Annotated in this window: 24 protein-coding genes and 1 tRNA gene; 12 read left to right on the top strand and 13 right to left on the bottom strand. The window is 59.3% G+C overall.

Annotation, left to right across the window (positions count from 1 at the left end):
* Positions 1-59: 59 nt before the first annotated feature.
* Genes ACFSYH_RS03220 through ACFSYH_RS03190 form a run of 7 tightly spaced genes read left to right on the top strand, consistent with a single transcriptional unit; the run spans position 60 to position 6120 of the window.
* Complete coding sequence (locus tag ACFSYH_RS03220) at positions 60-1199, top strand: DUF3866 family protein (RefSeq protein ID WP_377465059.1); 1140 nt, start codon at positions 60-62, stop codon at positions 1197-1199.
* A gap of 12 nt (positions 1200-1211) precedes the next feature.
* Positions 1212-1979: a DUF4129 domain-containing protein gene (locus ACFSYH_RS03215; protein ID WP_377465058.1), complete on the top strand. Its 768-nt coding sequence runs from the start codon at positions 1212-1214 to the stop codon at positions 1977-1979.
* Positions 1980-1982: 3 nt separating this feature from the next.
* Positions 1983-2531, top strand: coding sequence for a hypothetical protein (locus ACFSYH_RS03210; RefSeq protein ID WP_377465056.1), 549 nt, complete (start codon positions 1983-1985; stop codon positions 2529-2531).
* Positions 2528-3520: an AAA family ATPase gene (locus ACFSYH_RS03205; protein ID WP_377465055.1), complete on the top strand. Its 993-nt coding sequence runs from the start codon at positions 2528-2530 to the stop codon at positions 3518-3520. Before ACFSYH_RS03210 ends, ACFSYH_RS03205 begins: the two co-directional genes overlap by 4 nt.
* 43 nt (positions 3521-3563) lie before the next feature.
* Positions 3564-4862 carry a DUF58 domain-containing protein gene (locus ACFSYH_RS03200; protein WP_377465053.1) on the top strand — a complete coding sequence of 433 codons (1299 nt, stop codon included), beginning with the start codon at positions 3564-3566 and terminating at the stop codon, positions 4860-4862.
* Entirely contained in the window at positions 4859-5479 is a 621-nt protein-coding gene (locus ACFSYH_RS03195; RefSeq protein WP_377465052.1) for a hypothetical protein, read from the top strand. Before ACFSYH_RS03200 ends, ACFSYH_RS03195 begins: the two co-directional genes overlap by 4 nt.
* Complete coding sequence (locus ACFSYH_RS03190) at positions 5476-6120, top strand: YigZ family protein (protein WP_377465050.1); 645 nt, start codon at positions 5476-5478, stop codon at positions 6118-6120. Before ACFSYH_RS03195 ends, ACFSYH_RS03190 begins: the two co-directional genes overlap by 4 nt.
* A 49-nt stretch (positions 6121-6169) precedes the next feature.
* Here the strand turns inward: ACFSYH_RS03190 and ACFSYH_RS03185 are convergent, their stop codons facing one another.
* Entirely contained in the window at positions 6170-6457 is a 288-nt protein-coding gene (locus tag ACFSYH_RS03185) for a hypothetical protein (RefSeq protein ID WP_377465048.1), read from the bottom strand.
* Positions 6458-6656: 199 nt separating this feature from the next.
* On the opposite strand from ACFSYH_RS03185, the gene ACFSYH_RS03180 reads away from it, so the two are divergent.
* From ACFSYH_RS03180 to ACFSYH_RS03170, 3 genes are read left to right on the top strand one after another with little or no spacing between them, the layout of a single operon-like run.
* Complete coding sequence (locus ACFSYH_RS03180; RefSeq protein WP_377465046.1) at positions 6657-7796, top strand: LLM class flavin-dependent oxidoreductase; 1140 nt, start codon at positions 6657-6659, stop codon at positions 7794-7796.
* Between the two features lie 10 nt (positions 7797-7806).
* Positions 7807-8277, top strand: coding sequence for a MarR family winged helix-turn-helix transcriptional regulator (locus ACFSYH_RS03175; RefSeq protein WP_377465045.1), 471 nt, complete (start codon positions 7807-7809; stop codon positions 8275-8277).
* Between the two features lie 27 nt (positions 8278-8304).
* Positions 8305-8928 (top strand): CE1759 family FMN reductase, encoded by a 624-nt coding sequence (locus ACFSYH_RS03170; protein ID WP_377465044.1) that lies wholly within the window; start codon positions 8305-8307, stop codon positions 8926-8928.
* 570 nt (positions 8929-9498) lie between these two features.
* On the opposite strand, the gene ACFSYH_RS03165 is transcribed toward ACFSYH_RS03170, so the two are convergent.
* Positions 9499-10104: a helix-turn-helix domain-containing protein gene (locus tag ACFSYH_RS03165; RefSeq protein WP_377465043.1), complete on the bottom strand. Its 606-nt coding sequence runs from the start codon at positions 10102-10104 to the stop codon at positions 9499-9501.
* A 227-nt stretch (positions 10105-10331) separates the two neighbouring features.
* Between ACFSYH_RS03165 and ACFSYH_RS03160 the strand changes: the two genes are divergently transcribed.
* Positions 10332-10859, top strand: coding sequence for a PH domain-containing protein (locus ACFSYH_RS03160; protein ID WP_377465042.1), 528 nt, complete (start codon positions 10332-10334; stop codon positions 10857-10859).
* 906 nt (positions 10860-11765) lie between these two features.
* Here the strand turns inward: ACFSYH_RS03160 and ACFSYH_RS03155 are convergent.
* From ACFSYH_RS03155 to ACFSYH_RS03105, 11 genes are all read right to left on the bottom strand, one after another.
* Positions 11766-11842, bottom strand: a tRNA-Pro gene (locus tag ACFSYH_RS03155).
* Positions 11843-11909: 67 nt separating this feature from the next.
* Positions 11910-13340 (bottom strand): UTP--glucose-1-phosphate uridylyltransferase, encoded by a 1431-nt coding sequence (locus ACFSYH_RS03150; RefSeq protein WP_377465040.1) that lies wholly within the window; start codon positions 13338-13340, stop codon positions 11910-11912.
* Positions 13341-13360: 20 nt separating this feature from the next.
* Positions 13361-14830, bottom strand: a complete 1470-nt coding sequence (der, locus tag ACFSYH_RS03145) for a ribosome biogenesis GTPase Der (RefSeq protein ID WP_377465039.1) — start codon at positions 14828-14830, stop codon at positions 13361-13363.
* 60 nt (positions 14831-14890) lie between these two features.
* On the bottom strand, positions 14891-15601 hold the full coding sequence (locus tag ACFSYH_RS03140; protein WP_377465038.1) for a lysophospholipid acyltransferase family protein: 711 nt from the start codon (positions 15599-15601) through the stop codon (positions 14891-14893).
* A gap of 10 nt (positions 15602-15611) precedes the next feature.
* Positions 15612-16313 (bottom strand): (d)CMP kinase, encoded by a 702-nt coding sequence (gene cmk, locus ACFSYH_RS03135; RefSeq protein WP_377465037.1) that lies wholly within the window; start codon positions 16311-16313, stop codon positions 15612-15614.
* A gap of 75 nt (positions 16314-16388) precedes the next feature.
* Positions 16389-17186 (bottom strand): pseudouridine synthase, encoded by a 798-nt coding sequence (locus ACFSYH_RS03130; RefSeq protein ID WP_377465036.1) that lies wholly within the window; start codon positions 17184-17186, stop codon positions 16389-16391.
* 35 nt (positions 17187-17221) lie between these two features.
* Positions 17222-17866 (bottom strand): SMC-Scp complex subunit ScpB, encoded by a 645-nt coding sequence (gene scpB, locus ACFSYH_RS03125; protein ID WP_377465035.1) that lies wholly within the window; start codon positions 17864-17866, stop codon positions 17222-17224.
* The gene (locus ACFSYH_RS03120; protein WP_377465034.1) at positions 17863-18783 is read right to left on the bottom strand and encodes a segregation and condensation protein A; all 921 of its coding nucleotides are present in this window, start codon (positions 18781-18783) and stop codon (positions 17863-17865) included. The genes scpB and ACFSYH_RS03120 overlap by 4 nt, the downstream gene beginning before the upstream one ends.
* Before the next feature lies 1 nt (position 18784).
* Positions 18785-19666, bottom strand: a complete 882-nt coding sequence (locus ACFSYH_RS03115) for a ParA family protein (protein ID WP_377465033.1) — start codon at positions 19664-19666, stop codon at positions 18785-18787.
* Between the two features lie 175 nt (positions 19667-19841).
* On the bottom strand, positions 19842-20819 hold the full coding sequence (xerD, locus tag ACFSYH_RS03110) for a site-specific tyrosine recombinase XerD (protein WP_377465032.1): 978 nt from the start codon (positions 20817-20819) through the stop codon (positions 19842-19844).
* A gap of 11 nt (positions 20820-20830) precedes the next feature.
* Positions 20831-21829, bottom strand: a complete 999-nt coding sequence (locus ACFSYH_RS03105; RefSeq protein WP_377465031.1) for a heme o synthase — start codon at positions 21827-21829, stop codon at positions 20831-20833.
* A 482-nt stretch (positions 21830-22311) separates the two neighbouring features.
* Here ACFSYH_RS03105 and tkt point away from each other — a divergent pair, with 482 nt between their 5' ends.
* The gene (gene tkt, locus ACFSYH_RS03100) at positions 22312-24432 is read left to right on the top strand and encodes a transketolase (protein WP_377465030.1); all 2121 of its coding nucleotides are present in this window, start codon (positions 22312-22314) and stop codon (positions 24430-24432) included.
* Positions 24433-24547 lie beyond the last annotated feature (115 nt).

The raw sequence follows: 24547 nt of genomic DNA, 5'->3' as shown, positions 1-24547 counted from the left end.
ACCTCCAACCCTATTCCAGTACCTTTGGTTATGTGATTACTTGGCGTGTAGGAAAAGTTGTGTCTCTTGGTCGGTCGTGGACGGGTGCGCAGGAACTTGAGGTGATTGGTGCTCCTGACTGGCAGGCGAAGGCACTCGCCTACCCGCAGTTGATCGGTGAGGTCGAGGTGGGCTCACTGGTCGTGTTGAACACGAGTGCGCTTGATCGTGGGCTTGGTACCGGTGGTTATGCGATGGTCGCAGCCGTGCTTCCCGACGATTCGACAGGTACCTCGGGGGCACCTGCGTCGGGGCCGGGTCATCTTGTGAAGGCGCGGTACACCCCTACTCAGGCGATGGTGCTAGGGGTTGATGAGCAGGAATCGCAGTTCCATTCGGTTCTTGAGGATGCGGACTCGATTGATGGCATGCCGGTCATTACCGCTGATCTGCATTCGTCGTTGCCCGCGATCTTGATTGGGCTCCGTGTTTCTGCCGCCGTGCTCGGGATGGGGGAACCCAAGGTTGCCTACGTCATGTCCGATGGTGGGGCGCTACCTGCGTGGTTCTCGATGTCTGTGGCGCAGATGCGCGATTCTGGCTGGCTTGCCGCTACGATCTCGGTTGGTCAGGCCTACGGCGGTGACTATGAGGCGGTCAACGTGTACTCGGGTCTGCTTGCCGCACGTCATGTCGTTAGGGCCGACATTGCAGTGGTGATCCAAGGCCCGGGAAATCTTGGCACGGGCACGAGGTGGGGTTTCTCCGGTGTCGCGGTTGGTGAGGCCATGAACGCGGCCTCGATTCTTGGCGGACGTGCCATCGGTTCGCTGCGCGTCTCCGGCTCGGACCACCGCGAACGCCACCAGGGAGTATCCCACCACTCGCGCACGGCTCTTGGCCGAGTCGCGACCTCCCCGGGAATTGTAGTGGCCCCCCAGTTCGATACCGCTCAAGGTTGGTTTGCTGACCTCGCCGTCCCTGAGGCGCTGGAAAGCAACGAGGGTCTGGCTGCGCTCATCTCGTCGCAAATCGACGACCTGCGTGTCAGCGCACCCTGGCATGAGTATGTGTCCGTTCCCGTCAGCGACCACCTGCACGGCGCGCTCGCCGCAAGCCCTGTGCGCCTGTCGACGATGGGGCGCGGCTACGACCGCGACCCCCTTGCCTTCCTGACCGCCGCTGCCGCTGGTGCGTATGCGGTCAGCCTGCTGCGATAGTTCGGGGACCCGATGAAAAACCTGGTGCCTTTCTCGTGGCGGTATGTGGCCCTGGCTGGCGTGTGCGTGCTGGTTGCGCTCATCGGGGTCACGGGTTATCGGGGCATTTCGGTGCAGTTGCCCGACCTGCAGGCAGACTTTGAGATGCTGACCTTTGAGGAGTCTGAGGGGGTAGTCGAGGAACAGTCTGCCCAACCCGATCTGCCTCCAAACCCTGAGGGCAACAACCTCGTGTACTTACTCATCACAGGGTTGCTGCTGTTCGTTCTGGTGTTGTTCTTGGCCACTGCGATCCGCACGGGAAAGAACTTCCTGGCAAACCGACGCCTCTACGAACCCGTTGAGCGAGCCGAGGCCGACAGCGACCCCGATGACGCGCTCACCGAAGTGCTCATCCCAGAGGTTACTCGGGCGCTCGATCACGCCTTGTCCGCCCTAGACGGCTCGCTACCACCTCGCAACGCCATCGTGGAAGCCTGGCGCAGTCTTGAACTCGCCGTCGAAGCAGTGGGCTTTGAACGTGTCAACTCGGATACCGCAACCGACTTCGTCACCAGAGCACTGCGCGATCTCCCCCTTGACTTCGCCGCACTCGACGGATTCCTGAGGCTCTATCACCTTGCCCGGTTCACAGAGCATGAGATGTTCCCCGAGCAAAAGAGGAAAGCTCACGGATACCTCACCACGTTGCGCGAGAACCTCGACAACATTCGCTACACGCACTCGCCCAACGCCCTCACCCAGTCACGTGTGCCCAGCCAGCCCAGTGCGGAGGTCTGACGCGTGAAAGCCTTCCTACTCTCAGGCTGGGTGCTACTCGCAGCCGCGTGCGTCATAGCCAGTTTTGCGCTCAGCGCAACCCGCATGATGCCGCTCTACGATGCGGTGACAGTTGTGGCGCTCATCTACGCATGCTTCGCGCTGTACAAACTGCTACCTGCGGGGTTCACACTAGCCTGGCCACGCAAATCCGCAGAGAGCCGCTCCGGCGCCCGCGATGAGATCTCACAGCTTGCCTGGCTCCTGTTTGGCCGCGACCGCAACGTGTCCTACGGAGGCATGAAGCACGTGCGCGAGTCAGCGGAAACGGTGTTCATGTCTGTGGGCATTGATCTGAACCGCGAAGCGGATCTTGCCTACGTACAGCAACGCGTGGGCGGCAAGACCGTTGCCGCCCTCACACGCATCGACCGCACCCTCAACCAAAGCGAGCTGCGCCGACTCGTGGAGTTTCTCGACGACATCGAAAACGTGCTGCAGCAACATCCGCTCCCCCACCGCCCAACCACCGCCGAACCTGCCCTCAGCTCACACCAAGGAGACAGCCCATGAGCGAAGCCACGACATCAACAACGCCCCAACCACTATCGGTCAAGGACATCTCGGGTCTTGCAGGACAGGTACTCGACTCCGTGGGCAAGGCTGTGGTTGGCATGCACGAACCACTGCGACTCGCAATGGCCGCGATCCTGAGCCAAGGCCACATCCTGTTCGAGGACGTGCCCGGTCTGGGAAAGACCCTTGCGGCTCGCTCACTTGCGCAGGCGCTTGGCCTCGACTTCGCTCGCCTCCAATGCACCCCTGACCTCTTGCCCGCAGACATCACCGGCTCGTCCATCTTCGACCCAGCCACCCGCACGTTTGAAGTCCGCAGGGGCCCGGTCTTCACCGGACTGTTCCTCGCCGACGAGATCAACCGCACCGCACCAAAAACCCAGTCCGCGCTCCTCGAGGCCATGGCGGAAGGACAGGTATCGATTGAGGGCGTCACCTACCCCCTGCCCACGCCATTCCACGTCATGGCCACCTCGAACCCCGTCGAGTTCGAGGGAACCTATCCCCTGCCAGAGGCTCAACTCGACCGATTCATGGTGCGACTCTCCGTTGGTTATCTGGACGCACCGGACGAGACGCAGGTACTCAAACGCCGCCTTGAACGGCAACGCGAATGGGCCTCAGTTCCGCAGATCACGACTGCCGAACAGGTGTACCAGATGCAGCGCGGCACAGAAGCGGTACACGTCGATGAAGACGTCGTGCGTTACTGCGTAGACCTGGCACACGCCACACGCCACCATGCATCCCTCGATGTGGGCGTCTCCCCACGCGGCACCCAGGCACTGCTGCTCCTTGCCCGCGCCTACGCAGTGATCGGTGGCCGCGACTATGTCCTCCCAGAAGACGTCAAAGCAGTCGCCATCGCTGCCCTCGCCCACCGCATCACGCTCACTCCAACCGCTTGGGCCTCAGGAATTGATCCGCGCCGGCTGATCGAGGAACTGCTCTCCGTCGTGCCCGCACCACAATCTGTGGCCCGCTAAACTCATGACGCTCAATCCCGAACACTCGCCAACTGTGCCTAGCGTGACAGGCGAAGGGAATCCAAGCGACAGCTCGCCACACGCCTGGCATCTACCGCTCGTGATTGTCTGCGCCTTTCTCATGCTGTTGGCCATCATGACGGGCAATCCATCACTCGCATTTCTTGCGCTGGCAGGACTCGTAACAACCGGTTTTGGATACGTGGCACGCCAGAGCGGCACGTTTCATTACCGGTTCGCAGTCCGCTCAGCAACAGGGCGCGCAGAACCAAACATCGCCTACGCAACAGCGATACTCACTCCGCCTGAGCATGGTGCACGCGCGATCGTTGAGGTGACCTTTCCCGGTACCACCCCGCTGTTGCTGCAGGTCGACGTTTCACGCAAGCGCGACATCGAGTTCTCGGTCAAGACATTGCGCACCGGGCCACGCCAACAGTTTGGGGTGCGAGTACTTCCGCTTGGGCCTAGCGGCGACTGGTTTGGCGTCTGGTCGCAGTCCACACTCCCCAACACGCTCGTGCTCGCTCCCACCACCGTCCTGACTCACATCCCCACCTCAACGGTCACCCGGGGCCTGACTGGGCCACGTACCGCCCGCAGAGCCGGAGAAGGAACCGAGTTCCGCGATCTCGGACCAATGAACTGGGGAGATTCACAGCGACGAATCGACTGGAAAGCCTCGGCCCGCGACACATCAGGGCTCGAACAACTCCAAGTCCGTCGAACCCACGCCCAGTCCGAGGCCACCACCATCGTCATCGTCGACTCACGTGACGAGATCGGCCCAGAGGTCATCACCTGGGGTGCGTTGAACGAGATCCGTGCGGACCACCACACCTCACTCGACCTGGCCCGCGCGGCAGCCGTCTCAATCGCACAGGCGGCAATCGCGAGCGGAGACCGCGTGGGATTTGAGGATCTGGCTCGTCCAAGACGTCCCATCAACCCAGGAACAGGCCCGCGGCACCTGCAACGGATTCGGCACGCCATTTCCCTGACAGCGCCGCAAGGTTCCGTCCCCGAACGAGTCCGCGCCCCGATGGTGCCGAGCGGAAGTTTCGTCTACCTCATATCGACCTTCCTCGATGACGCACCCTCCACAACGGCACTGTCTCTTGTCGCTCACGGACACCAGGTCATAGCGGTAGACGTACTGCCGCGACTCTCGCTCTGGGAACTCTCAGACCGCCAACGCCTCGCCCTGCGCCTGGTCATGGTCAAACGCGATGCCCGCCTCCGCATGGTCAAAGGTATGGGAATCGACGTGATGCAGTGGACATCCGAGAACGTCTCCCGCGCGCTGGCAGGGCGTGCGATCAGTGACCGGAGGAAACGATGAGCCGCTTCACCGACTGGACCACTGCTCGACAGCGCCACAGCGTGCCCAGAATCTCGTCCGAGGGAATCAGACACATCCACGCGCGCTGGATCTTGGGTGTACAGCTTGTCGTCGCCACCGCCTGTGTGCTCGTGGCAACCTTCGACATCTATCCACCTGCCTGGTGGGTGGTACTCATCGCAACCGTCATGTGCGCCGTGACGGTGGCACGCGGCTACTCACCGCTCATGGTGTACCTCGCCCTCACCGCGACAGCGCTGACGGCATTCGCCTTTGACCAAGATGGCGTCTCCCCCCTGACAATGGCCCTCACAGTCTGCGTGGTACTCCTGTTGCGCACCAATTCACTGCTGCTCTACTCCAAGCCAGCCACGCGCTTCGAACTCGCAATCATCGCCCGAGAACTGCTATGGGTGGCGATGATCTCCGCAGGCCTCGTACTCATCGCCATGATCGCCAACCTTGTCGAGGGTGCGGCTGAGGCAGCTTCACTCGCAGTCGCGACCCTCGCCACCATAGTGCTCGTAATGGCCGTGGCTCTGGGCGCTCGGAGCCCCGGCCAACCCGAACGCAAGAAGCTCAACACCGTAGAAACACTCGGACCGGTAGACGAATGACCACCTACCCATCCACAATCGCAGGCGGACTCTCCCACGAGATCGTCATCAAGAAGTCACGCTTCATCGCACATGCCCAGCACGTAAAAAGCATTGCCGAAGCAGACGCCTTCATCGCCAGCATCAAAACCCAGTACTGGGACGCACGCCACAACTGCACCGCACTGATCGTCGGTGAAACAGCCAATTCCCAACGCTCCAACGACGACGGCGAACCATCGGGAACAGCCGGGATCCCCATGCTCGAAGTACTTCGCCACCGCAACCTGACCGACCTGGCCGTTGTGGTCACCCGCTACTTCGGCGGGGTCCTCCTCGGTGCAGGAGGGCTGGTACGCGCCTACTCGTCGGCAGTCAGCGAAACCCTCGACCAGGCTCACATAGTCCACCGCAGACTACTCAACACCTACTCCATCTCGACCTTCTACGACGACGCAGGCCGAATAGAGCACTTCCTCCGCGACTGGCTCAGCCACAATGCCGGCGCATTCGGCGCACCCAACTACACCCACCGCGTCGAATTCCGAGTCAGCATCGAACCTCAGCAAGAAGCCGAACTCTCGGCAGGACTCGCAGCGCTCACCGCCGGAGCCTGCCAACTCAGGCTCGAAGGCTCCCACATCGTGGACGTGCCCGCCTAGCGTCCTGCTCCTTTTTCCGCGGGAGACATAGAATCAACGGCGCAGGACACTAGATGTACTCCCAACGCCCATGCACCCGCTGCAAAGTTTGAGCGCGAGTCACCTCAATAAACGACGAAATCTCATTGTGCGCCTGGGCGCTCGCGGTCCGGGCGTGGACGGGGTCATCTGCAGTAAAACGAAGAATCAGTTGCGGTACCCCGCGCGTGATCCTCAGGTCGAATGACTCCACGTTCACGTGCTTGCGCAGTGCATCGGCTGACCGAGGCAAGATCTGTTCGGGCGACACATCACCAAGCAGGTTAGCGACGCTGAGAATCAAACGATACGAAGGCATACGTTCTACACTAGCGGGATTTCGCTCGCCAATGGCTCAGGTTGCGAAGCCGAACCAGTGGGTTGCGGGCGAATACTGCACAGGTGGAAAGTTTCGGTTTCCCACTGTGAGCACCGACACGCGCGCAGCGGGAATGAAGCAGGCCTCCAGAAAGTTGTGCACAATAAGTACATGCAAATGCATTAAAAATGGAGGACTCATGCAGTTCGGAATCTTTACCGTCGGCGACGTGACAACCGACCCCACCAACGGCACCACCCCAACAGAGAACGAGCGTATCAAGGCGACCGTAGCCATCGCGAGCAAAGCCGAAGAGGTGGGACTCGATGTGTTCGCAACCGGTGAGCACCACAACCCACCATTCGCGGCACCCGCAAACCCGCCCGTGCTACTTGCCTACCTTGCAGCACAGACCGAGAAGATCGTGCTCTCGACCTCCACCACACTCATCACCACCAACGACCCAGTGCGCCTTGCTGAAGATTACGCATACCTCCAACACTTGGCCGATGGGCGCATGGACCTCATGCTTGGGCGAGGAAACACCGGCCCCGTCTATCCGTGGTTCGGTAAAGACATCCGCCAAGGCGTCGAACTCGCAGTCGAAAACTACGCGCTTCTACGCAAACTGTGGGATGAAGACGTTGTGAACTGGAAGGGAAATTTCCGTACCCCGCTCCAAGGCTTCACGTCCACCCCACGACCGCTCGATGGAGTCGCTCCCTTCGTCTGGCACGGTTCGATCCGCACCCCTGAGATTGCCGAACAGGCCGCCTATTACGGCGATGGGTTCTTCCACAACAATATCTTCTGGCCGATCAGCCACACCAAGCAGATGGTTGCTCTGTATCGCCGCCGCTTTGAGCACTACGGCCACGGTGCGGCAGACCAGGCGATTGTCGGGCTTGGTGGACAGGTGTTCATGGCGAAGAACTCCCAAGATGCAGTCCGCCAGTTCCGTCCCTACTTCGACAGTGCGCCTGTTTACGGACACGGCCCAACACTTGAGGACTTCACCGAGCAGACACCGTTGACCGTGGGCAGCCCACAGCAGGTCATCGACCGTTATGCCACAATGCGCGATCACGTGGGAGACTATCAGCGTCAACTGTTCCTCATGGACCACGCGGGTCTACCTCTGGGCACTGTGCTCGACCAGATTGAGATGCTGGGCAGCGAGGTCGTGCCGGTACTCCGCAAAGAGTTTGCAACCGGACGCCCAGCACATGTCCCAGATGCGCCAACACACGCGAACCGTGTCGCGGCGAAGGGTGGCAGCACAGACTCAACGGTCTACGCTGCAGCAGATGACGTAACCGGAGCCTCACCGACCCATTAACGGAGCACAGATGAGCGACCCCAAACATACCTCGATGGCGTGGGAGGCACTGTTCCGCGCTCAGGTAGAGATCATGCGCAGGCTTGAGGCCGATGACCTCATGCCCGACCTGACACTCAAGGAATACGATGTCCTCTACACCCTGCGCCTTGCAGGAGGTGACGGACTACGACTCAAGGAACTCAATAAAGGGGTCCTGATGCATCAGTCAGCGCTATCGCGGCTTGTCGAGCGTCTCGAACTTCGTGGACTCGTTGCACGGCGAACCGCCCCGGATGACCGCCGAGGCACGCTCATCACTCTGACCGCTGAGGGAATCCGACTACAGCGTGAAATGGGCCGCCGCCACGTCGCGCAGATCGATCACTACGTTGGCTCAGCGCTCAGCCCTCGCGAACTCGAACAACTGCGCGTTCTGACCGAAAAACTCAAGAACGCCCAAGAGGCCATCCCCCGCTTCAACACGCGTGAAGCACGTTGAAATTCTCGATCCCACAAGGACACTGACATGAAACTCATTGCTCTCTCCGCAGGCCTTAGCCAGCCCTCATCCACAAGACTCCTTGCAGATCGCATGAGCGCCGCAACAGGGGCAGCCTTGCGGTCCGCCGGACACGACATCGAGATCACGCCCGTCGAACTGCGCGACTATGCCCACGACATCGTGGACAACATGCTCACCGGGTTCGGTTCTCCTCGCCTTGAGGAACTCAAAGCCCAGCTTGTGGCCGCAGATGGAGTCGTGGCAACCACGCCGATCTTCTCCCAATCCTTTTCCGGGCTGTTCAAGTCCTTCCTGGACGTGATTGATCAGAAGTCACTGGTCAACAAACCCGTGTATCTTGGGGCGACGGCGGGAACGGCCCGACACTCGCTTGCGCTCGAGTTCGCGGTACGTCCCGTATTCGCCTATCTCAAGGCACTCGTCTCCCCTACCGCTGTGTTTGCGGCCTCCGAGGACTGGGGTGGGGCAGATGGGATTTCCGACGAGTTGGATGCGCGGATTGCCCGTGGTGCGCAAGAGTTCGCAACGCTTTTGGTGGGTTCCGCACTCGAAGCCACACGCGAACTCGATGACCTGCAGACACCCGATTTTGAGGACCTGCTTCGCGCGGGTGGCGTCGAGTTCTAGGGATTTTCCACGATCAGCAGCCCAACCACCAGAGGGAGAACTCACCAGTTCCGTGATGTGGTCTACATTTTCCCGGCCAACACGCACCATTTGGGACCAAAGGCCTTGGGTTTCGTCTCGTTAATTGAGATACTTGAGGTGCTTCCACACCCCAGGAAGTGCACAAGGTCAATGAGGATCGTGCTTGATGCGGCCCGTGACCTGAGCGACACAATTGCTCGATGAGAGGTAGGTGACGTGCCATGATCACATGGATGTATCGGGACGACAAATCACGCAAGTGGTGGGCGAATAGAGCTCATCGCCGCGACATGTTGTTCACGGAAGTCCGCACGCCGTTGATGCTGCGGTAAACCCTCTCTCGAGATTTCCTCCATAATGCGTCTAAGGGCCGGTAATTGCGTTTACCGGCCCTTTGTTTGCCCTGGCAACCGCCTCGATGGGCTGCTTTTAGTCCGAGTGCCCATAAAAAATTGGCGCATGCGGACTATTTTCGACCCATCGAATTCCAAGAAGTTGCCCTCGATCCGCAGTACCGACCCTGCTTGTTATTGGTGTGCATTACTGGTGCTAACTGCGCTTGAACAATGATGACTTCGCGATCCTCGCAATGTCCGCATCGATTGAGTACTTCGGCCCACCCTGAGGGGATTGAGTCAGTTGATCTGCTGCGCCATTGCCGCTCGAATCTTCAGGAAGAGCCCCATGTTCATCCCCGTGAGCACCGGTCTCAGGCTCTTCGCTGGAACGTGGTGCTCTCGCTGTGAGCGCAGCGGTGGACTGCGCTGGTTTAGTCTTCGTCCCCCATCCCTTGAGCCCGCTAAGTGCATCGCGCTCTCGTAGTCGACGGAGGCGATCTCCTTGCGATACCGCAGCACTTGGTGTCAAGTCTTCACTGTGAACCGATGATGCTGACGGTTGAACGGTGGTTCGTGCGGTGTCTGGTTGCGGTGCTGCAATGGTTGCCGGGTCGATGTATTCGCCGAGTTCAAGTTCAAGTACTTTGAGGATCGCAAAAGCATTTCCTAGCGAGACGTCGCTATGCCCCTGCTCAAAACGTGACAGCCACTGGCGCGTTGTCCCTGCGCGTTCGGCTACATCACTTTGGCTGAGACCAAGTTGCTGCCTGCGGGTGCGGACAAGCACTCCGAGTTCTTTAGGCTGAGTAATCTTCATTGCACTGCCTTCCGTGGGGCTTTTACGCAGTGTAACGTGAACGTTCCATCGTTGTACGGTTGTGGCACCCGCATGTCGCGTTGTTCATCCGCCCAATACGACGGGCTGCCGCACTGGAACTTAAGCGATCTGGCTTAACACGATCGCGAGTATGGCAACACCAAACACGAGGTTTGGCCGCTAGAACGCACCTTTTGTGGTGTCCAATACCTGTCATACTTTGAAGCATGGAAAAGACGCTGTATCAATCCCGCACCCATCCTAAGATGTTGCTTGGGGCCTTGATCATCCAGATCCTGCTGTTGGCCCTGCACGGCGCGGTGTGGGCCGTGTGGCCAGATGAGATTGGGTGGGCGTGGTTAAGCCAGTGGGGCGCCCCTATTGCGCATGGAATTATCGTGTGCCTTGAAATCTGGTTCTTTGTCATCCCACTCATTAAGTGGTGGAACACTAAATTCACCCTGACGAGCGAGCGGGTACGAGCCGAATGGGGCGTGTTCTATAAGCACTCCCGCGAAATCCGTTTGGATCGTATCTCTTCAGTGAGCGAAGAACGCGGCATAGTCGACCGCTTCTTTGGAGTGGGCACCCTGAACTTCTATGATGCTGCTGCTGGCGCCCAGCCTGAAACATCAGGCGCTTGGAACGAGCAAACCAGCAGTTACGGAGTCCGCTTCCGTGACGTTCCCCGGATACGCCAAGTACGTAAACTCATTGATGAAGTCCGCTACCCCACCCCTGATCTCGAAGCATAAATTCTGCACAAGAATAAGGAAAGCCCTCATGGTCGAGAAACTGGAGTGGCAGTCGGCAGGCATCATAAATGAGCCCGTGTTGTATTTTTAGTGGCCTGAAGAAGTTACTCGGAGTTTCCGAGCAACTGAATCTACAGGTATGCATGTACTTACCGTCAGCATAGCGCGCATACGGCTGCTCTAAACGAGGGTCAGAGGCGAAAACGTGTGGATGGGACTCGGGATTTGGGGCGCGTTCTAGCGGCTGTTGGGGTATTGGTATGCGCTGTCACTCTTAAGTGTGAAAAGTGCTGGTGACTCCACCCGTTGTGGGGTATGCAATGAAGTCCTAGTCAAAAAAGGTAAGACCAAGGCGGTAACCCAACGTTGGGTATGGCACCTGTGGTGCCTCAAGCGTGCGTAAGCGCCCTGATGTCACCTGAGCAGCACAACTAGACACCTTCATCGCGGGCATCTTGGTAACCGCACTCAGTGCGAACTCGACACGGGCAGCGGGCGAGGATTTCGACACAGTCACGCCTGGTGCTGGAAAGTTGAGCCAGTCTTCGGTATCACGGGTGAGGTCTACGACCAGATCCAACTTGATGAGACCTATCTTACTCAGGCAGGGGTTCGTCCCGCTGGTGTGGGTTCAAACGCTTCTTGGTGGTGGACCCACGATCGACTTGGTAAGGTCTATCAGCCCCACCCTCTACGACACCGGCCTCAACGCAGAAGAAGGACTCTGGGCGAGAAAAGGCTGGGCAGGACGCCCCCAATGACATGTCCGAACCATCCACACGTTTTCGTCGCTAACCCACTAGTTGACTGTGCACAATGGTGAAGTCATCATCGTCCTCAATGCAACAAGGAACCAATGAGACAAGAGAAAAGTCGGGACACCGTGATGATGTCCCGACTTTCCTTTGGTCGGGCTAGCGGGATTTGAACCCGCGACCTTCCGCCCCCCAGACGGACGCGCTACCAAGCTGCGCTATAGCCCGAAGTTCACCGCATATGGTGAACAACCTCAAAGATCTTACCCCAGATGAGGGTCCAAAATAAAAACGGCTAGTCTGCGATACCCGTTTCGGTCACGGTTGCGCCATCTGGTACGGGCACGTCTGAGCCTGATTCGGCGGAAAGACGCCCATCCCCCACGACACGCACGTCATGGCCAAACACCCACGGCCCATCAACCGTCAGCGAAGAAGCCTGCGACAGCAGTGGAGCGCCCGCAGGGAATCGCTCCTCGAAGTCACCGATGAGTTTGAAGTAGTCGGTGTCCAGGGTGATGAGTGGCTCGGCTCCCTGCGGCACGAGACGGTAGTCGTCGCTCAACTCGTACACGTCTGAGCGAAGCAACAGCAGGTCGTTCGTGGTCTTGACCGGAAGGAACCGGGTGCGGTCAATAACGAGGGCCTGAGCACCCTCGAACAGTTCAATGGCTGCACCCATCGCGAACTCAAGCTGCACAACCGCCGTAGAGTCAGGGTCCGATGGGTTCACGGTCTTGTGGTTCTGGATGAGTGGCAGCGGCAAAACACCCTCGTGCTTGACAAGGAGTTCTTTCAATGCGGAGATCCGGATCCAGAGGGTGTTTGCGTTGAAGTACTTGTGCTTCGAGATGTCCGCTGCGGCGTCCTCATCATCCGCGTGGGTTTGCGCAGTCTCGCGGAGGATCAACTGGCCATCGCGGACCACAACGTGGCCACCCTTACGGTCGGCAGGCGTACGCTGCACGGTCTCAGCAACAAACGGGGCACCAGACTGGGCGAACCATTCAGCAATATCCGCAGACGGGTAGGCTCCCAGGTTGTCCGCGTTGGAGATGTTCAGGAACTCATATCCAGCCGATTCAAGAGAATCCAGCACACCCGAGGTTTGCAGCACCGTATACACGTCACCGTGGCCAGGAGGACACCACTCAAGTTCTGGGTTCTCGGGATACTCCACCGGATGCAAATCGGAAACCCGAAGTTTCGGTTCCTGGTTCTGCACGACCGTCAACGGCAGGCCAGAGACAGGCAGATCCTCATACTTACTCAGAGCATCACGCGTGTCGCGATCGGTCCGGAAACTGTTCATGAACAGGATCGGCAGTGGAACCCCGTGCTCGGCACGGGCAGCACGAACCTGATGGGCAATGATGTCCAAGAATGACAGTCCATCACGCACGGGTAGCAGAGACTTCGCGGACTGCATCCCCATCGAGGTTCCGAGCCCACCATTGAGTTTGAGCATCGCGGTCCGCGCAAGCGCGGACTCCCCCACCCGACCATCGCCAGAACCGGAAGCCGATGAATCAGCCGCCGACTCGTCGGAAATCGAATCCAAATGAACTACGTCAACCAGCGGGTCAATCTCGGACTCGCGGATGAACGATTCCTTACCCTCAGCCACAATCCCGTAAAACCGGGTGAACACGTTGATCGCGACGTCTGGAACGCCAGCCGCACGCATCTTTTTTTGGGCGCTTAACAGTCCAGCAGGGGTGTTCACTATTGAGTCCTTATCTCAGATCAGCGGCGACGCTTCTCGCGCACGCGCACCGAAAGTTCGATGGGGGAACCTTCAAAACCAAACTCTTCGCGCAACCGGCGCTCGATGAAGCGGCGGTATCCGGCCTCAATAAAGCCTGTTGCGAAGATAACGAAACGCGGTGGACGAGTCGAAGCCTGGGTCGCAAACAAAATGCGCGGCTGCTTACCGGAACGCACGGGGTGCGGGTTCGCCGCGACCAACTCACCAAGGAACGAGTTCAAACGCCCGGTTGGGATACGGGTGTCCCACGACTCCAAGGCCCTTTCGAGCGCCGGAACCAACTTCTCCACGTGCCAACCGGTGCGCGCAGAAACGTTGACGCGTGGTGCCCAGGTCATCTGCTTGAGGTCCTTTTCGATCTCGCGCTCAAGGAACGGGCGGCGATCCTCATCCATGAGGTCCCACTTGTTGAATGCAATGACAACGGCACGTCCAGAGTCGATCACCTGAGAAACCACGCGCTGGTCCTGTTCGGTCAGCGTGGTCGAGGCATCAAGCAGAACCACGGCAACCTCCGACTTCTCGATAGCGGCGCGCGTGCGCAAAGATGCGTAGAAGTCAGCGCCCTTGGTCTGGTGCACTCGACGGCGAATACCCGCGGTGTCCACAAAGATCCACTGCCTGCCCTTGAGTTCAATCAACTCGTCAACAGGGTCGCGGGTGGTTCCCGCAAACTCATCAACAACCACGCGCTGTTCCCGAGCTACCTTGTTCAGCAGCGAGGACTTACCCACGTTTGGACGTCCCACCAGCGCAATACGGCGCGGACCGGTTGGACGCGCTACCCCATGCTCGGATTTCTCCGGCAGGATCTTCATCGCTGCTTCGAGCAGGTCACCCGTGCCACGTCCGTGCAATGCGGAAACAGGATACGGTTCGCCCAAACCAAGGCCCCACAGTTCGGAGGCTTCAAGTTCTTGGCGCTGCGAGTCAACCTTGTTGGCGCACAGGACAACCGGCTTCTTCGACTTACGGATAAGGCGGACAACCTGTTCATCGGTAGCGGTCGCGCCAACGGTTGCATCAACGACAAAGAGGATCGCGTCAGCGAGTTGGATTGCAAGTTCAGCCTGTTCCGCGACGCGGGCGTCAATACCCAGAACATCGGCTTCCCAACCACCGGTATCCACGAGGGTGAAGTCACGTCCGGCCCACTCGGCTGGATACGAGACGCGGTCACGGGTCACGCCAGGCTTGTCTTCAACGACAGCCTCGCGGCGACCAAGGATACGGTTCACGAGCGTGGATTTACCAACGTTCGGACGACCAATGATCGCCAGAACCGGCAGAGCCTCCTGAGGTGCGTTATCGAATCCGTCCTCGAATTCCCCGCTCAGGAGCGAAATGTCTTCGTCTGCGAGCTCGTAGTCCTCGAGACCCGCACGCAGGGCACGTTCGCGCTCTACATCCAAGTTGTCGTCGTGCTCGGGAAATTCAGAATTCGTCATAATCCTATTGTTCCAGTAGTTGCCGCGTTTTACCGGAAAATGAGGTACCTAAGTGGCAGATCACACGTTTGCGCTGTAGGAGCCCTCGGTACCATCGTCGGTGGGCATGACGATCCCGTACTTTTGCTGGGCCTCCATCAGCAGTTCACTCATCGCGGTGCGCACTCGGTCCGTCATATCCGCTATATCGCGGCGAGTGGGCTCACCATTACAGGAACTGGGCACAGTAACGGGAGCGCCGTAAAGAACCACGATCCGGGTTCGTAGTCGAGGCAATGCATGCACAGACTTGCCGGTCACTCGGGTACCCAGCACAGCAACGGGAACCACGGGCGCACCCGTGTGCAACGATAGCCACCCAACCCCGGGGTGTAGTCGAGCCACGTCTCCCCTGCCGCGCCTACCCTCAGGAAAGATACCGACGCAACCATCGCGCATCAGAACACCGCGACCGGCGGACAACGCGGAACGGCCACCACCAGGCAGCACTGGAATCTGACCGCAGGCGCGCAACACCCACCCAACGGGTCCCCTAAAGAACGCACCTTTCACAAGGAAATGGGTGGGGCGCGGCACGAAACCCATCATGAGCGGACCATCAATCAGCCCAGCGTGGTTTGCTGCCACGATAACCCGGCCATCAGCGGGTACGTTTTCCGCTCCGTATACCTCGACATGCCACAGTGTGCCGCACAGGATCCGGCCAACATGGCGCGCCCAGCGCGGAGTCCACGCAGCAGGCATCCAGTCCCCCGGTTCAGTGTGTGACAACGCTCAATCCTTAAGCAGTGGCCTGTTCGATTGCGGCGAGCACGGCACGAACGGTCTGTTCGAAATCAAGGTCAGAGGAGTCGATGGTGATCACGCCGTCTGAGGCAACCTGGAACTGGGAAACCGTGGAGTCGTCGGCGTCGCGGCGTAGGACCTCATCTTTGGTTGCCTCGACAGCGGCGGCGTCCGCTGTTCCGTGAACGTCCTTGGCGCGACGAGCGAGGCGCGCCTCCTCGCTTGCGGTCAGCAGGATGCGTGCGTCTGCGTCAGGGGCGACAACCGTTGTGATGTCACGGCCTTCCGCCACGATTCCGTTTCCGCCGGAGAACCCGCCGTTGCGTTCAGCATCAATCCGGCTACGCTGCAGGGCGCGCAGGATGTCGCGTACTTCCAGGTTTGTCGCCACCTGCGAGACCTTGGTCGAGATTGAGGATTCCCGGATGATTTCGGTGATGTCCACGTCGTCCATGCGGATGACCTGGTTGTCAGGGTCAACGCTCTGGGAAAGGGGCATCGTGTCCACAACAGCGGTCACTGAGTCAGCGTCAGCGAGGTCCACTCCCTCACGCAGGCACCACCAGGTTGCTGCACGGTACATCGCGCCGGTGTCAAGGTAAGCCAAACCCAGGCGGCGGGCGACCTCCTTGGACACAGAGGACTTACCGGAGCCCGATGGGCCATCAATGGCAATGGTCAGTGGCGTGGTGGTCACGAACTATCCTTTCAAACCTATTTTATGTATGCCCGTCCTTCAGAGGACCTGGCACGTGAGGGAGTACCGCTTGGACTACATTCCCACGATCTTCATGAGCGATCCGAGCTCGATCTTGCCGAGTACCCGGTAGCGTCCCTGCTTGAGGTCACCGATCTTGATGGGACCGATCTGGGTGCGCACAAGACGGGTCACCGGATGACCAACCTCCTCGAACATGCGGCGCACGATGCGGTTACGTCCGCTGTGCAACTGCACCTCGATGAGGGATTCCATTGGGGTGGAGTCGATGAGTTTGAAGCGATCGAGTTCCGCCCAACCGTCCTCAAGCTCGAAGCCCTTGAGCATCTTGGAGCCCACGCCGTTTGGCACGCGTCCCTTAACGGTGACCATGTAGGTCTTGGTGATCTCGAAGCGTGGGTGGGACAGACGGTTGGCCAACTCGCCATCGTTGGTGAGTAGGATGATGCCCTCGGACTCGTAGTCGAGCCGACCAACGTGGAACAGGCGCTCTGGCCGGTTCGACACGAGGTCCGCAAGGGTTCGACGCTCTTCGGGGTCGGTCATGGCCGAAACAACCTTTGCAGGCTTGTTCAGGACGAGCGTGATCTTGGACTTGTCCGTCTGGATGGGCAGGCCATCAACAGCGATTGAGTTGACCGCTGGATCCACGCGCACGCCGAGTTCCAGCACGATCTGTCCGTCAACCTCGACTCGGCCCTCGGCGATCAGGTTCTCGCACACGCGGCGCGAACCAACGCCTGCATCCGCGAGTACCTTTTGCAGGCGAATGCCGTCGGCGACGTGGACATCGTGGTTGGCCTGCTGCGGTGCGGCTTGTGGCCGCTTGCGTCCGCCGCGAGTGGAACCCATGGTTTCTCCTTGTACTACGTGTGAACTTCTGCCGTTCACGGTTGTTCTGGGGCCTGCCCTGGATCGTTACTCAACGGGTCTGCGACCGGTTCGCGCGGGCGCGATATCTGGTGCGACACGAGTTCTTCGAGCTCCGCTGACTCTTCGATCGGCGGTAGTGCAGGTGCGAGCAGAGGTAGGTCGTCGAGCGACTCAATGCCCATCCGCTCCATAAAGTATCGCGTAGTTTTGTACAGGGTGGCACCAGTTGGGCCGTCAAAACCGGTTTCTGTGATCAAATCGCGTGCCAGGAGGGTGCGGACAACGCCGTCAACGTTGACGCCACGGATCATGGCGATCTGACCGCGGGTCACTGGTTGGCGGTAGGCGATGACCGCGAGGGTTTCGAGTGCCGCCTGCGACAGTCGCGCCATTCGGCCCGCTGTGACGAATTTGCCGACGATCTGGTCGTGTTCGGGTGCACTATAGATGCGCCAGCCCGAGCCGGTTTCCCGTAGGACGAAGCCTCGCGTTCGACTACCGGTCTCGCCGCGGTAGTCTTTCACCAGTTCCTGCAACCCCTCTGCAACGTCAGACTCATCCAGTTCCAACGCGGTCGCGAGTTCGGTCACGGTGACCGGTTCGTCGACCACCATGAGCACGGCCTCGAGTTGCGCAAGCAACTCGTGCGATGTGCTCACTGCGTAACCGCCTCATCACGCGAGGCGGCAACGGCACCTGAGTACTCGTCGGAAAACCGTGGCACATAGCCGCTCTCCCCCACAAACCGCAGGTGCATGTCGCCGAGCGGGTCCGGCTGGGAGAACTCGAGAACTGCATCGCGGTAGAACTCGAGCATGATCAAGAATCGGATGACCACCTGTAGATTGTCAGTTGCGTCTGCGGTGAGGTCTTCGAACGTGGCGTCGGGCGTATGGCTGAAAAATTCCAGAACGTACGGGATTTCATCGGCCATCGAGATCCGCGGATTATGCAGGTGCGTTGTGCGCACCATGGGCGGCGCCACCGGCTCGGCGAGGCCGAGCGCCCGCTGTGCCAACGCGTGGAGTCTCGTAGGGGTCATGTTCCACACGAGCGGTGGCAGTACCTCCGCAAACCGCGGTTCCAGCGGAACCGCTCGCGGCACAAAACGCGTCTGTCGTTCCATGCGTGCTTCGAACACTGCGGCAAGTTCTTTGAACGCCCGGTATTGCAGGAGCTTTGCGAACAGCAGATCGCGCGCCTCAAGTAATTCGAGCGCATCTTCGTCATCGGTTTCCGGCTGGGGAAGCAGTCGAGCCGCCTTCAGATCCAGCAGCGTAGCAGCCACCAGCAGGAATTCGGACGCGATTCCCAAATTTTTCGACGAGTCCCCACCGATGTGGGCCTCTCCCGTGTCGTTGTCGTCCTGCGCTGCGCGCAGATACGCAATAAACTCGTCCGTGACCTGTGCTAAGGCGATCTCGGTGATATCGAGTTTATGTTTTGCGATCAGGGAAAGCAGTAGATCAAACGGGCCCGAGAAGTTTTCGAGGTGGACGTGGAAGCCATCACTTGACTCAATGTCGTGATCGCCCTCCGTGGAGGGTTCCCACAGTTCCGGCGGAGCCAGCGTCATGTCAGGCAGCGTCTCCGCGTGCAATGAGTTCGCGCGCAAGTTGTCGATAAGCTTGGGCGCCCGCGTGGGTCGGCGCGTAACTCGTGATCGGTTCCGCAGCGACTGAGGCATCTGGGAACTTCACCGTGCGGCCGATGATGGTGTGCATGAGGGTGTCGCCGAAAGCCTCGTACACACGGGCAATGACCTCACGCGAGTGGAGCGTGCGCGAGTCAAACATCGTGGCGACGATCCCATCGACCTCAAGGCGGGGATTCAATCGGTCGCGCACCTTCTCTATCGTTTCGACGAGCAGGGCGACACCGCGTAGCGCAAAGAACTCACATTCGAGCGGAATCAACACGCCGTGGGCAGCTGTCAAGGCGTTCACGGTGAGCAACCCGAGCGATGGCTGGCAGTCCACCAGAATCACGTCGTACTCGTCGATGACTGGGCGCAATACCCGGGCGAGGATCGACTCGCGTGCCACCTCACCGACGAGCTGTACCTCTGCCGCCGATAGGTCAATGTTCGCTGGCATGACGTCCAGGTTGGGCACCGAGGTGCCCACGATAACGTCGTGCACATCCACCGTGCGGTCGATGAGCGTGTTGTAGACCGTCAGCACGAGTTCGTGGGTAGGCACGCCCAAACCGACCGAAGCCGCACCCTGGGGGTCAAAGTCGACGATAAGCACCTTGCGGCCATACTCGGCGAGCGACGCGGCCAGGTTGATCGTTGTTGTGGTCTTGCCAACGCCACCCTTTTGATTGCACATGGCAATAATGCGGGCGGGACCGTGCACCGAAAGTGGCGCGGGTACGGGGAACTCCGGGATCTCTCGTCCCACGGGGTCCGTTTTCAGCTCGGTCGGGCCAATCCCAAACAACGAATCGTTAGTCACCGTTTCACGTTACAACATTCGCTGGTCAAAACCGCGCAACCATGCAGATCGTGCCGTGTGATTGTGAACCGTTTTCACCTGCGTTTAGTCCTACTGGCCATGCCCGTTGGTCACGAACTACGTTCGTTACGCTCCGGTAGGGGTCCGCTCCGCGAAACCCCTACACTCCGCTGCACTACTTTGTCCGTAGCAAGTGCGAGTTTGTGGCGCGCGGGTGCGAGGTCATGAACACTTCGCGCAGTGCATCCTGGGTGATGTGCGTGTAGATCTGGGTAGTGGTCACCGAGGCATGCCCGAGCAGTTCTTGAACCACGCGCACGTCAGCACCACCGTTCAGGAGATGGGTGGCGAATGAGTGACGTAGCGTGTGCGGGGAAATGTCGAAAACATTGGCCAATCCGCAACGCTCAGCCGACACTTTGATGATGCCGTAGGCGCTTTGCCGGGTAAGACGGCGACCGCGCGAGTTCACAAAGAGAGCTGGTGTTCCGCTTCCCCTCTCCATCAATACGGGGCGGGCACGCACGAGATAGGCGTCGATTGCTGATTGAGCGTACGTGCCAACCGGGACGATACGTTGCTTGTTGCCCTTGCCCAACAAGCGCACCACGGACTGCTCGCGAACATCCTGCATTGCATCCACATCGAGATCTATCACCTCGGAGACTCTGGCGCCCGTGGAGTAGAGCAGTTCGAGAAGTGCCCGGTCACGCATTCCGGCAGGGGTTTCTGGGTCGGGTGCCTCAAGAAGTTGTTGAACATGCTCAATGGTGAGCGTCTTGGGAAGCCGTTGCCCTGCTTTCGGCGGTTTGAGTCCAACTGTTGGATCGTCGTTGCGGACGCGTTCGTCCTCAAGGAACCGGTGGAAACCACGAATACTTGCAAGCAGTCGCGCCACCGAGGCAGGACTGAGCGGAGGTGCCTTCGGTTTCGTTGCAGGCTCACGCACCTGCGTCAACAGGCGTTCAACGTCCTGCCGTTGGACGCTCGTGACCGTGAGACCGGCACCTGCTAGGAACTCACCGTACCGAATGAGGTCACGCTCGTAGGAACTGACGGTATTGCGTGCGCGGCCTCGCTCGATGAGCAGGTGGTCCAGATAGGTGCGTAGATGGCGGGCGTACTCGCGATCTAACCCCTCCGGCGTAGACACTGGTCCAAGTCCTAGAACGGCAGGAAGACGTCTACTGCCAGCACTACGAACAGTAGCGTCAGATACGTGATTGAACCGTGGAACACCTTCATCTCACCGATCTTGCGGGTTTGCCCTGCGGCGGCCTTGCGGTACATCGCGATGATCGACCAGAGGAACCACACGCCCAAGACAAGTGCGGCAATCGGATAGATCGGGGTGAGTTTGTCCTGCTCGAAGAAGTACACGCCAAGGGAACTAGCAATCATGGCCACGGTGTAGAGAATCATCTCCACCGCAACACGCTTGTCGTTCGCAACAACAGGAAGCATCGGGACGCCAGCGTTTGCGTAGTCACGCTTGAACTTCATGGACAGCGGCCAGTAGTGCGGAGGGGTCCAGAAGAAGATGACGAGGAACAGCATGAGTGCGCCCCAACTCAATCCCTCAGTGACAGCTGACCAACCGATAAAGACCGGCATGCAACCTGCGAGGCCACCCCACACGATGTTCTGAGCAGTGCGACGCTTCAGAATGATTGTGTAACCGACAACGTAGATCGCAATCGCACCGGCGGTGAGTACCGCGGACTGCCAGTTCACGAGGAAATAGAACCAGGCCAGAGAAACGATCGATAGAACCCAACCGAAGACGAGCGCTTCACGGGGGGTCACGTCGCCAGTCACGAGCGGACGACGCTTGGTGCGGTTCATGACCTCATCGATGTCGCGGTCGATGTAGCAGTTCAGAACTCCAGCGCCGCCAGCCGCGATCGCTCCACCGATCATTGTGAGGAGCACAAGCAACAGGTCTGGAAGCCCACCCTGGGCGAGAACCATTGACGGGAAGGTGGTCACGAGGAGAAGTTCAATGACGCGTGGTTTAGTCAATGCGATATATGCACCGACCTTACGGCGTGTCTTCGCAAGCCGATTCTCGGTCGGTTTTCGCGATGCGCCCTCACGCGCATTCGCAGGGTCGGCGGCTCCTGCCATCTGCGAGTCCTCGATGGCTGGTTCAGTGTTTTGCACGCGTCCTGTGTTCCATTCTCAAACCTGTTCGGCCGGATGCCAGCGGCAGCGGACGGCAATCATCATGATCAACCATTGCGCGCGGCGCCACGAGTCGATCGGATGGTCGCTCACAAGAATGCCAATATTCTCGCGATGCGGCGGGGGGATCCGAACATCTGTCCACTACATCTTAGTTGCCGCGACTGAGAAGCGGCCGATGAACATGTGTGAGATTGGTCGAAAGTCCTATATGTGAGCGTTAACATTTCACAGTCTCTCGGGCTATCATGTAAGTGCGAGCACTTAGCGGTCGCACGGCAGCGCAGCCAGGGCTGAAATCCATTCAAGCGCTCGAACCGTGAGCACCGCCGCAGAATATAAAATCAGATTTGTTATTCTGGTGCCGTTGAAACGACTGAACTTGAAGGCCCTTGCGCACTAAGCGTTGCGGCTGGTTTACGCAATGAGTTCCGGCCTGTCGCCGGAAGGAATGAGGATCGGTGAACGCTTTCACCCCTGCAGTTAAGACATTCGAGTGGTCGGAGTTGGATGACCGCGCCGTAAAGTCCATCAAGGCTCTCGCCGCAGACGCAGTAGAGAAGGTCGGCAACGGCCACCCAGGAACCGCGATCTCGCTGGCACCCGCAGCCTACCTCCTGTTCCAGAAGGTCATGCGCCATGACCCAAGTGACCCAAACTGGGTAGGACGCGACCGATTCGTATTGTCGGCTGGACACTCCTCGCTGACCATCTACCTACAGTTGTTCCTCGCAGGTTACGGCCTCGAGATGGAAGACATCGCAGCGCTGCGTACGTGGGGTTCGAAGACTCCAGGTCACCCGGAGTTCGGGCACACCGCAGGTGTCGAAATCACGACCGGTCCCCTAGGCTCCGGTCTGGCGTCCGCAGTCGGTATGGCTATGGCAGCACGCCGTGAGCGCGGCCTGTTTGACCCAGAGACCGCTGACGGAGAATCTGTTTTCGACCACAACGTCTACGTGATCGCAGGCGACGGTGACCTCCAGGAGGGTGTCACCTCCGAGGCTTCCTCCCTCGCTGGCCACCAGGAACTTGGCAATCTTGTGGTCATCTACGACCAGAACCACATCTCAATCGAAGACGACACCGACGTGTCCTACTCAGAGGACGTTCTCAAGCGTTACGAGGCGTACGGCTGGCACGTACAACGCGTTGACTGGACCAATGGTGGCGCGCAATACTCCGAAGACGTAGAGGCTCTGCACGCGGCAATCCAGGCGGCAAACGAGGCCACAGACAAGCCTTCTATCATTGCGCTTCGCACCATCATCGGTTGGCCTTCGCCAAAGAAGCAGAACACCGGTGGTATCCACGGTTCTGCTCTGGGCGGCGAAGAGGTTGCTGGTCTGAAGGCTGCCCTTGGCCTCGACCCGGAGAAGTCCTTCGAGATTGACGCTGAGATCCTCGAATACACCCGCGCTGTTGCATCCCGTCAGGCTGAGGAACGTTCCGCCTGGGATGCCGCGTTCGAGGCATGGAAAGCCGCCAACCCAGATAACTTCGCACTGCTTGAGCGTATTACCAAGCGTGAGCTTCCAGAAGGCTGGGACTCGGTTCTCCCCGTGTTCGAGGCGGGCTCTGCTGTTGCGACTCGTGCTGCTTCCGGAAAGGTACTGGCTGCTCTCGCACCGGTACTTCCAGAACTCTGGGGTGGTTCGGCAGACCTTGCAGGTTCGAACAACACCACCATGGCCGGCGAGCCGTCGTTCATCCCTGAGCACCGCTCAACCGCAGTATGGAAGGGCAACAAGTACGGCCGTACCCTTCACTTCGGTATCCGCGAGCACGCCATGGGTGCGATCCTGAACGGAATCGTCCTGCACGGTGGCACTCGTGCCTACGGTGGAACGTTCCTCGTATTCTCGGACTACATGCGTCCGTCCGTTCGCTTGGCTGCGCTCATGGAGATCCCATCGATCTTCGTGTGGACGCACGACTCGATCGGTGTCGGTGAAGACGGTCCTACCCACCAGCCAATCGAACACCTTGTTGCGCTCCGTGCGATTCCCGGTCTCGATGTTGTCCGCCCAGGTGATGCTAACGAGGTTGCCCAGGCGTGGAAGACCATCATTGAAACCACGAACCGCCCAGCCGGTATCATCCTGACCCGTCAGAACATCCCAACATTCGAGCGTGGCGCAGGTGCTGCCACCGCCACCGAGTTCGCCTCTGCCGAGTTCGTGGCGAAGGGTGGTTACACCCTCATCGATGCTGATGGTACTCCAGATGTCATTCTGATCGGTACGGGTTCTGAGGTTCAGCTCGCAGTTGCTGCTCGTGAGCAGCTTGCTGCCGAGGGCATTCAGGCTCGTGTCGTCTCGATGCCTTCGGTTGAGTGGTTCAACGCTCAGTCCGACGAGTACAGGGAATCCGTGCTTCCTTCCGCTGTGAAGGCTCGTGTTTCCGTTGAGGCCGGGTTGGCGTTGGGTTGGCGTGAGTTTGTTGGTGACGCTGGTCGTTCGATCTCGATCGAGCACTACGGCGCATCGGCTGACGCAAACACGCTGTTCCGCGAGTTTGGCTTCACTGCCGAGGCTGTCGCCTCAGCGGCAAAGGACTCGATCGCGGCAGCTAAGGCCTGATAGGTCATCAGCTTCTCTTGACGACGAATAAACAGGGTGGGCCGGTTCGTAACCGAACCGGCCCACCCTGTTGTATATGACACGCCAGTCTTGATCGAAGAACTTTATGATGCAT

Origin of the sequence: Populibacterium corticicola, assembly GCF_042683685.1 — a bacterium.
Classification (GTDB): Bacteria; Actinomycetota; Actinomycetes; order Actinomycetales; family Cellulomonadaceae; genus Timonella; species Timonella corticicola.
The sequence above is the reverse complement of the archived record's forward strand: the minus strand, read 5'-3'. Positions and strand labels throughout refer to the sequence as shown.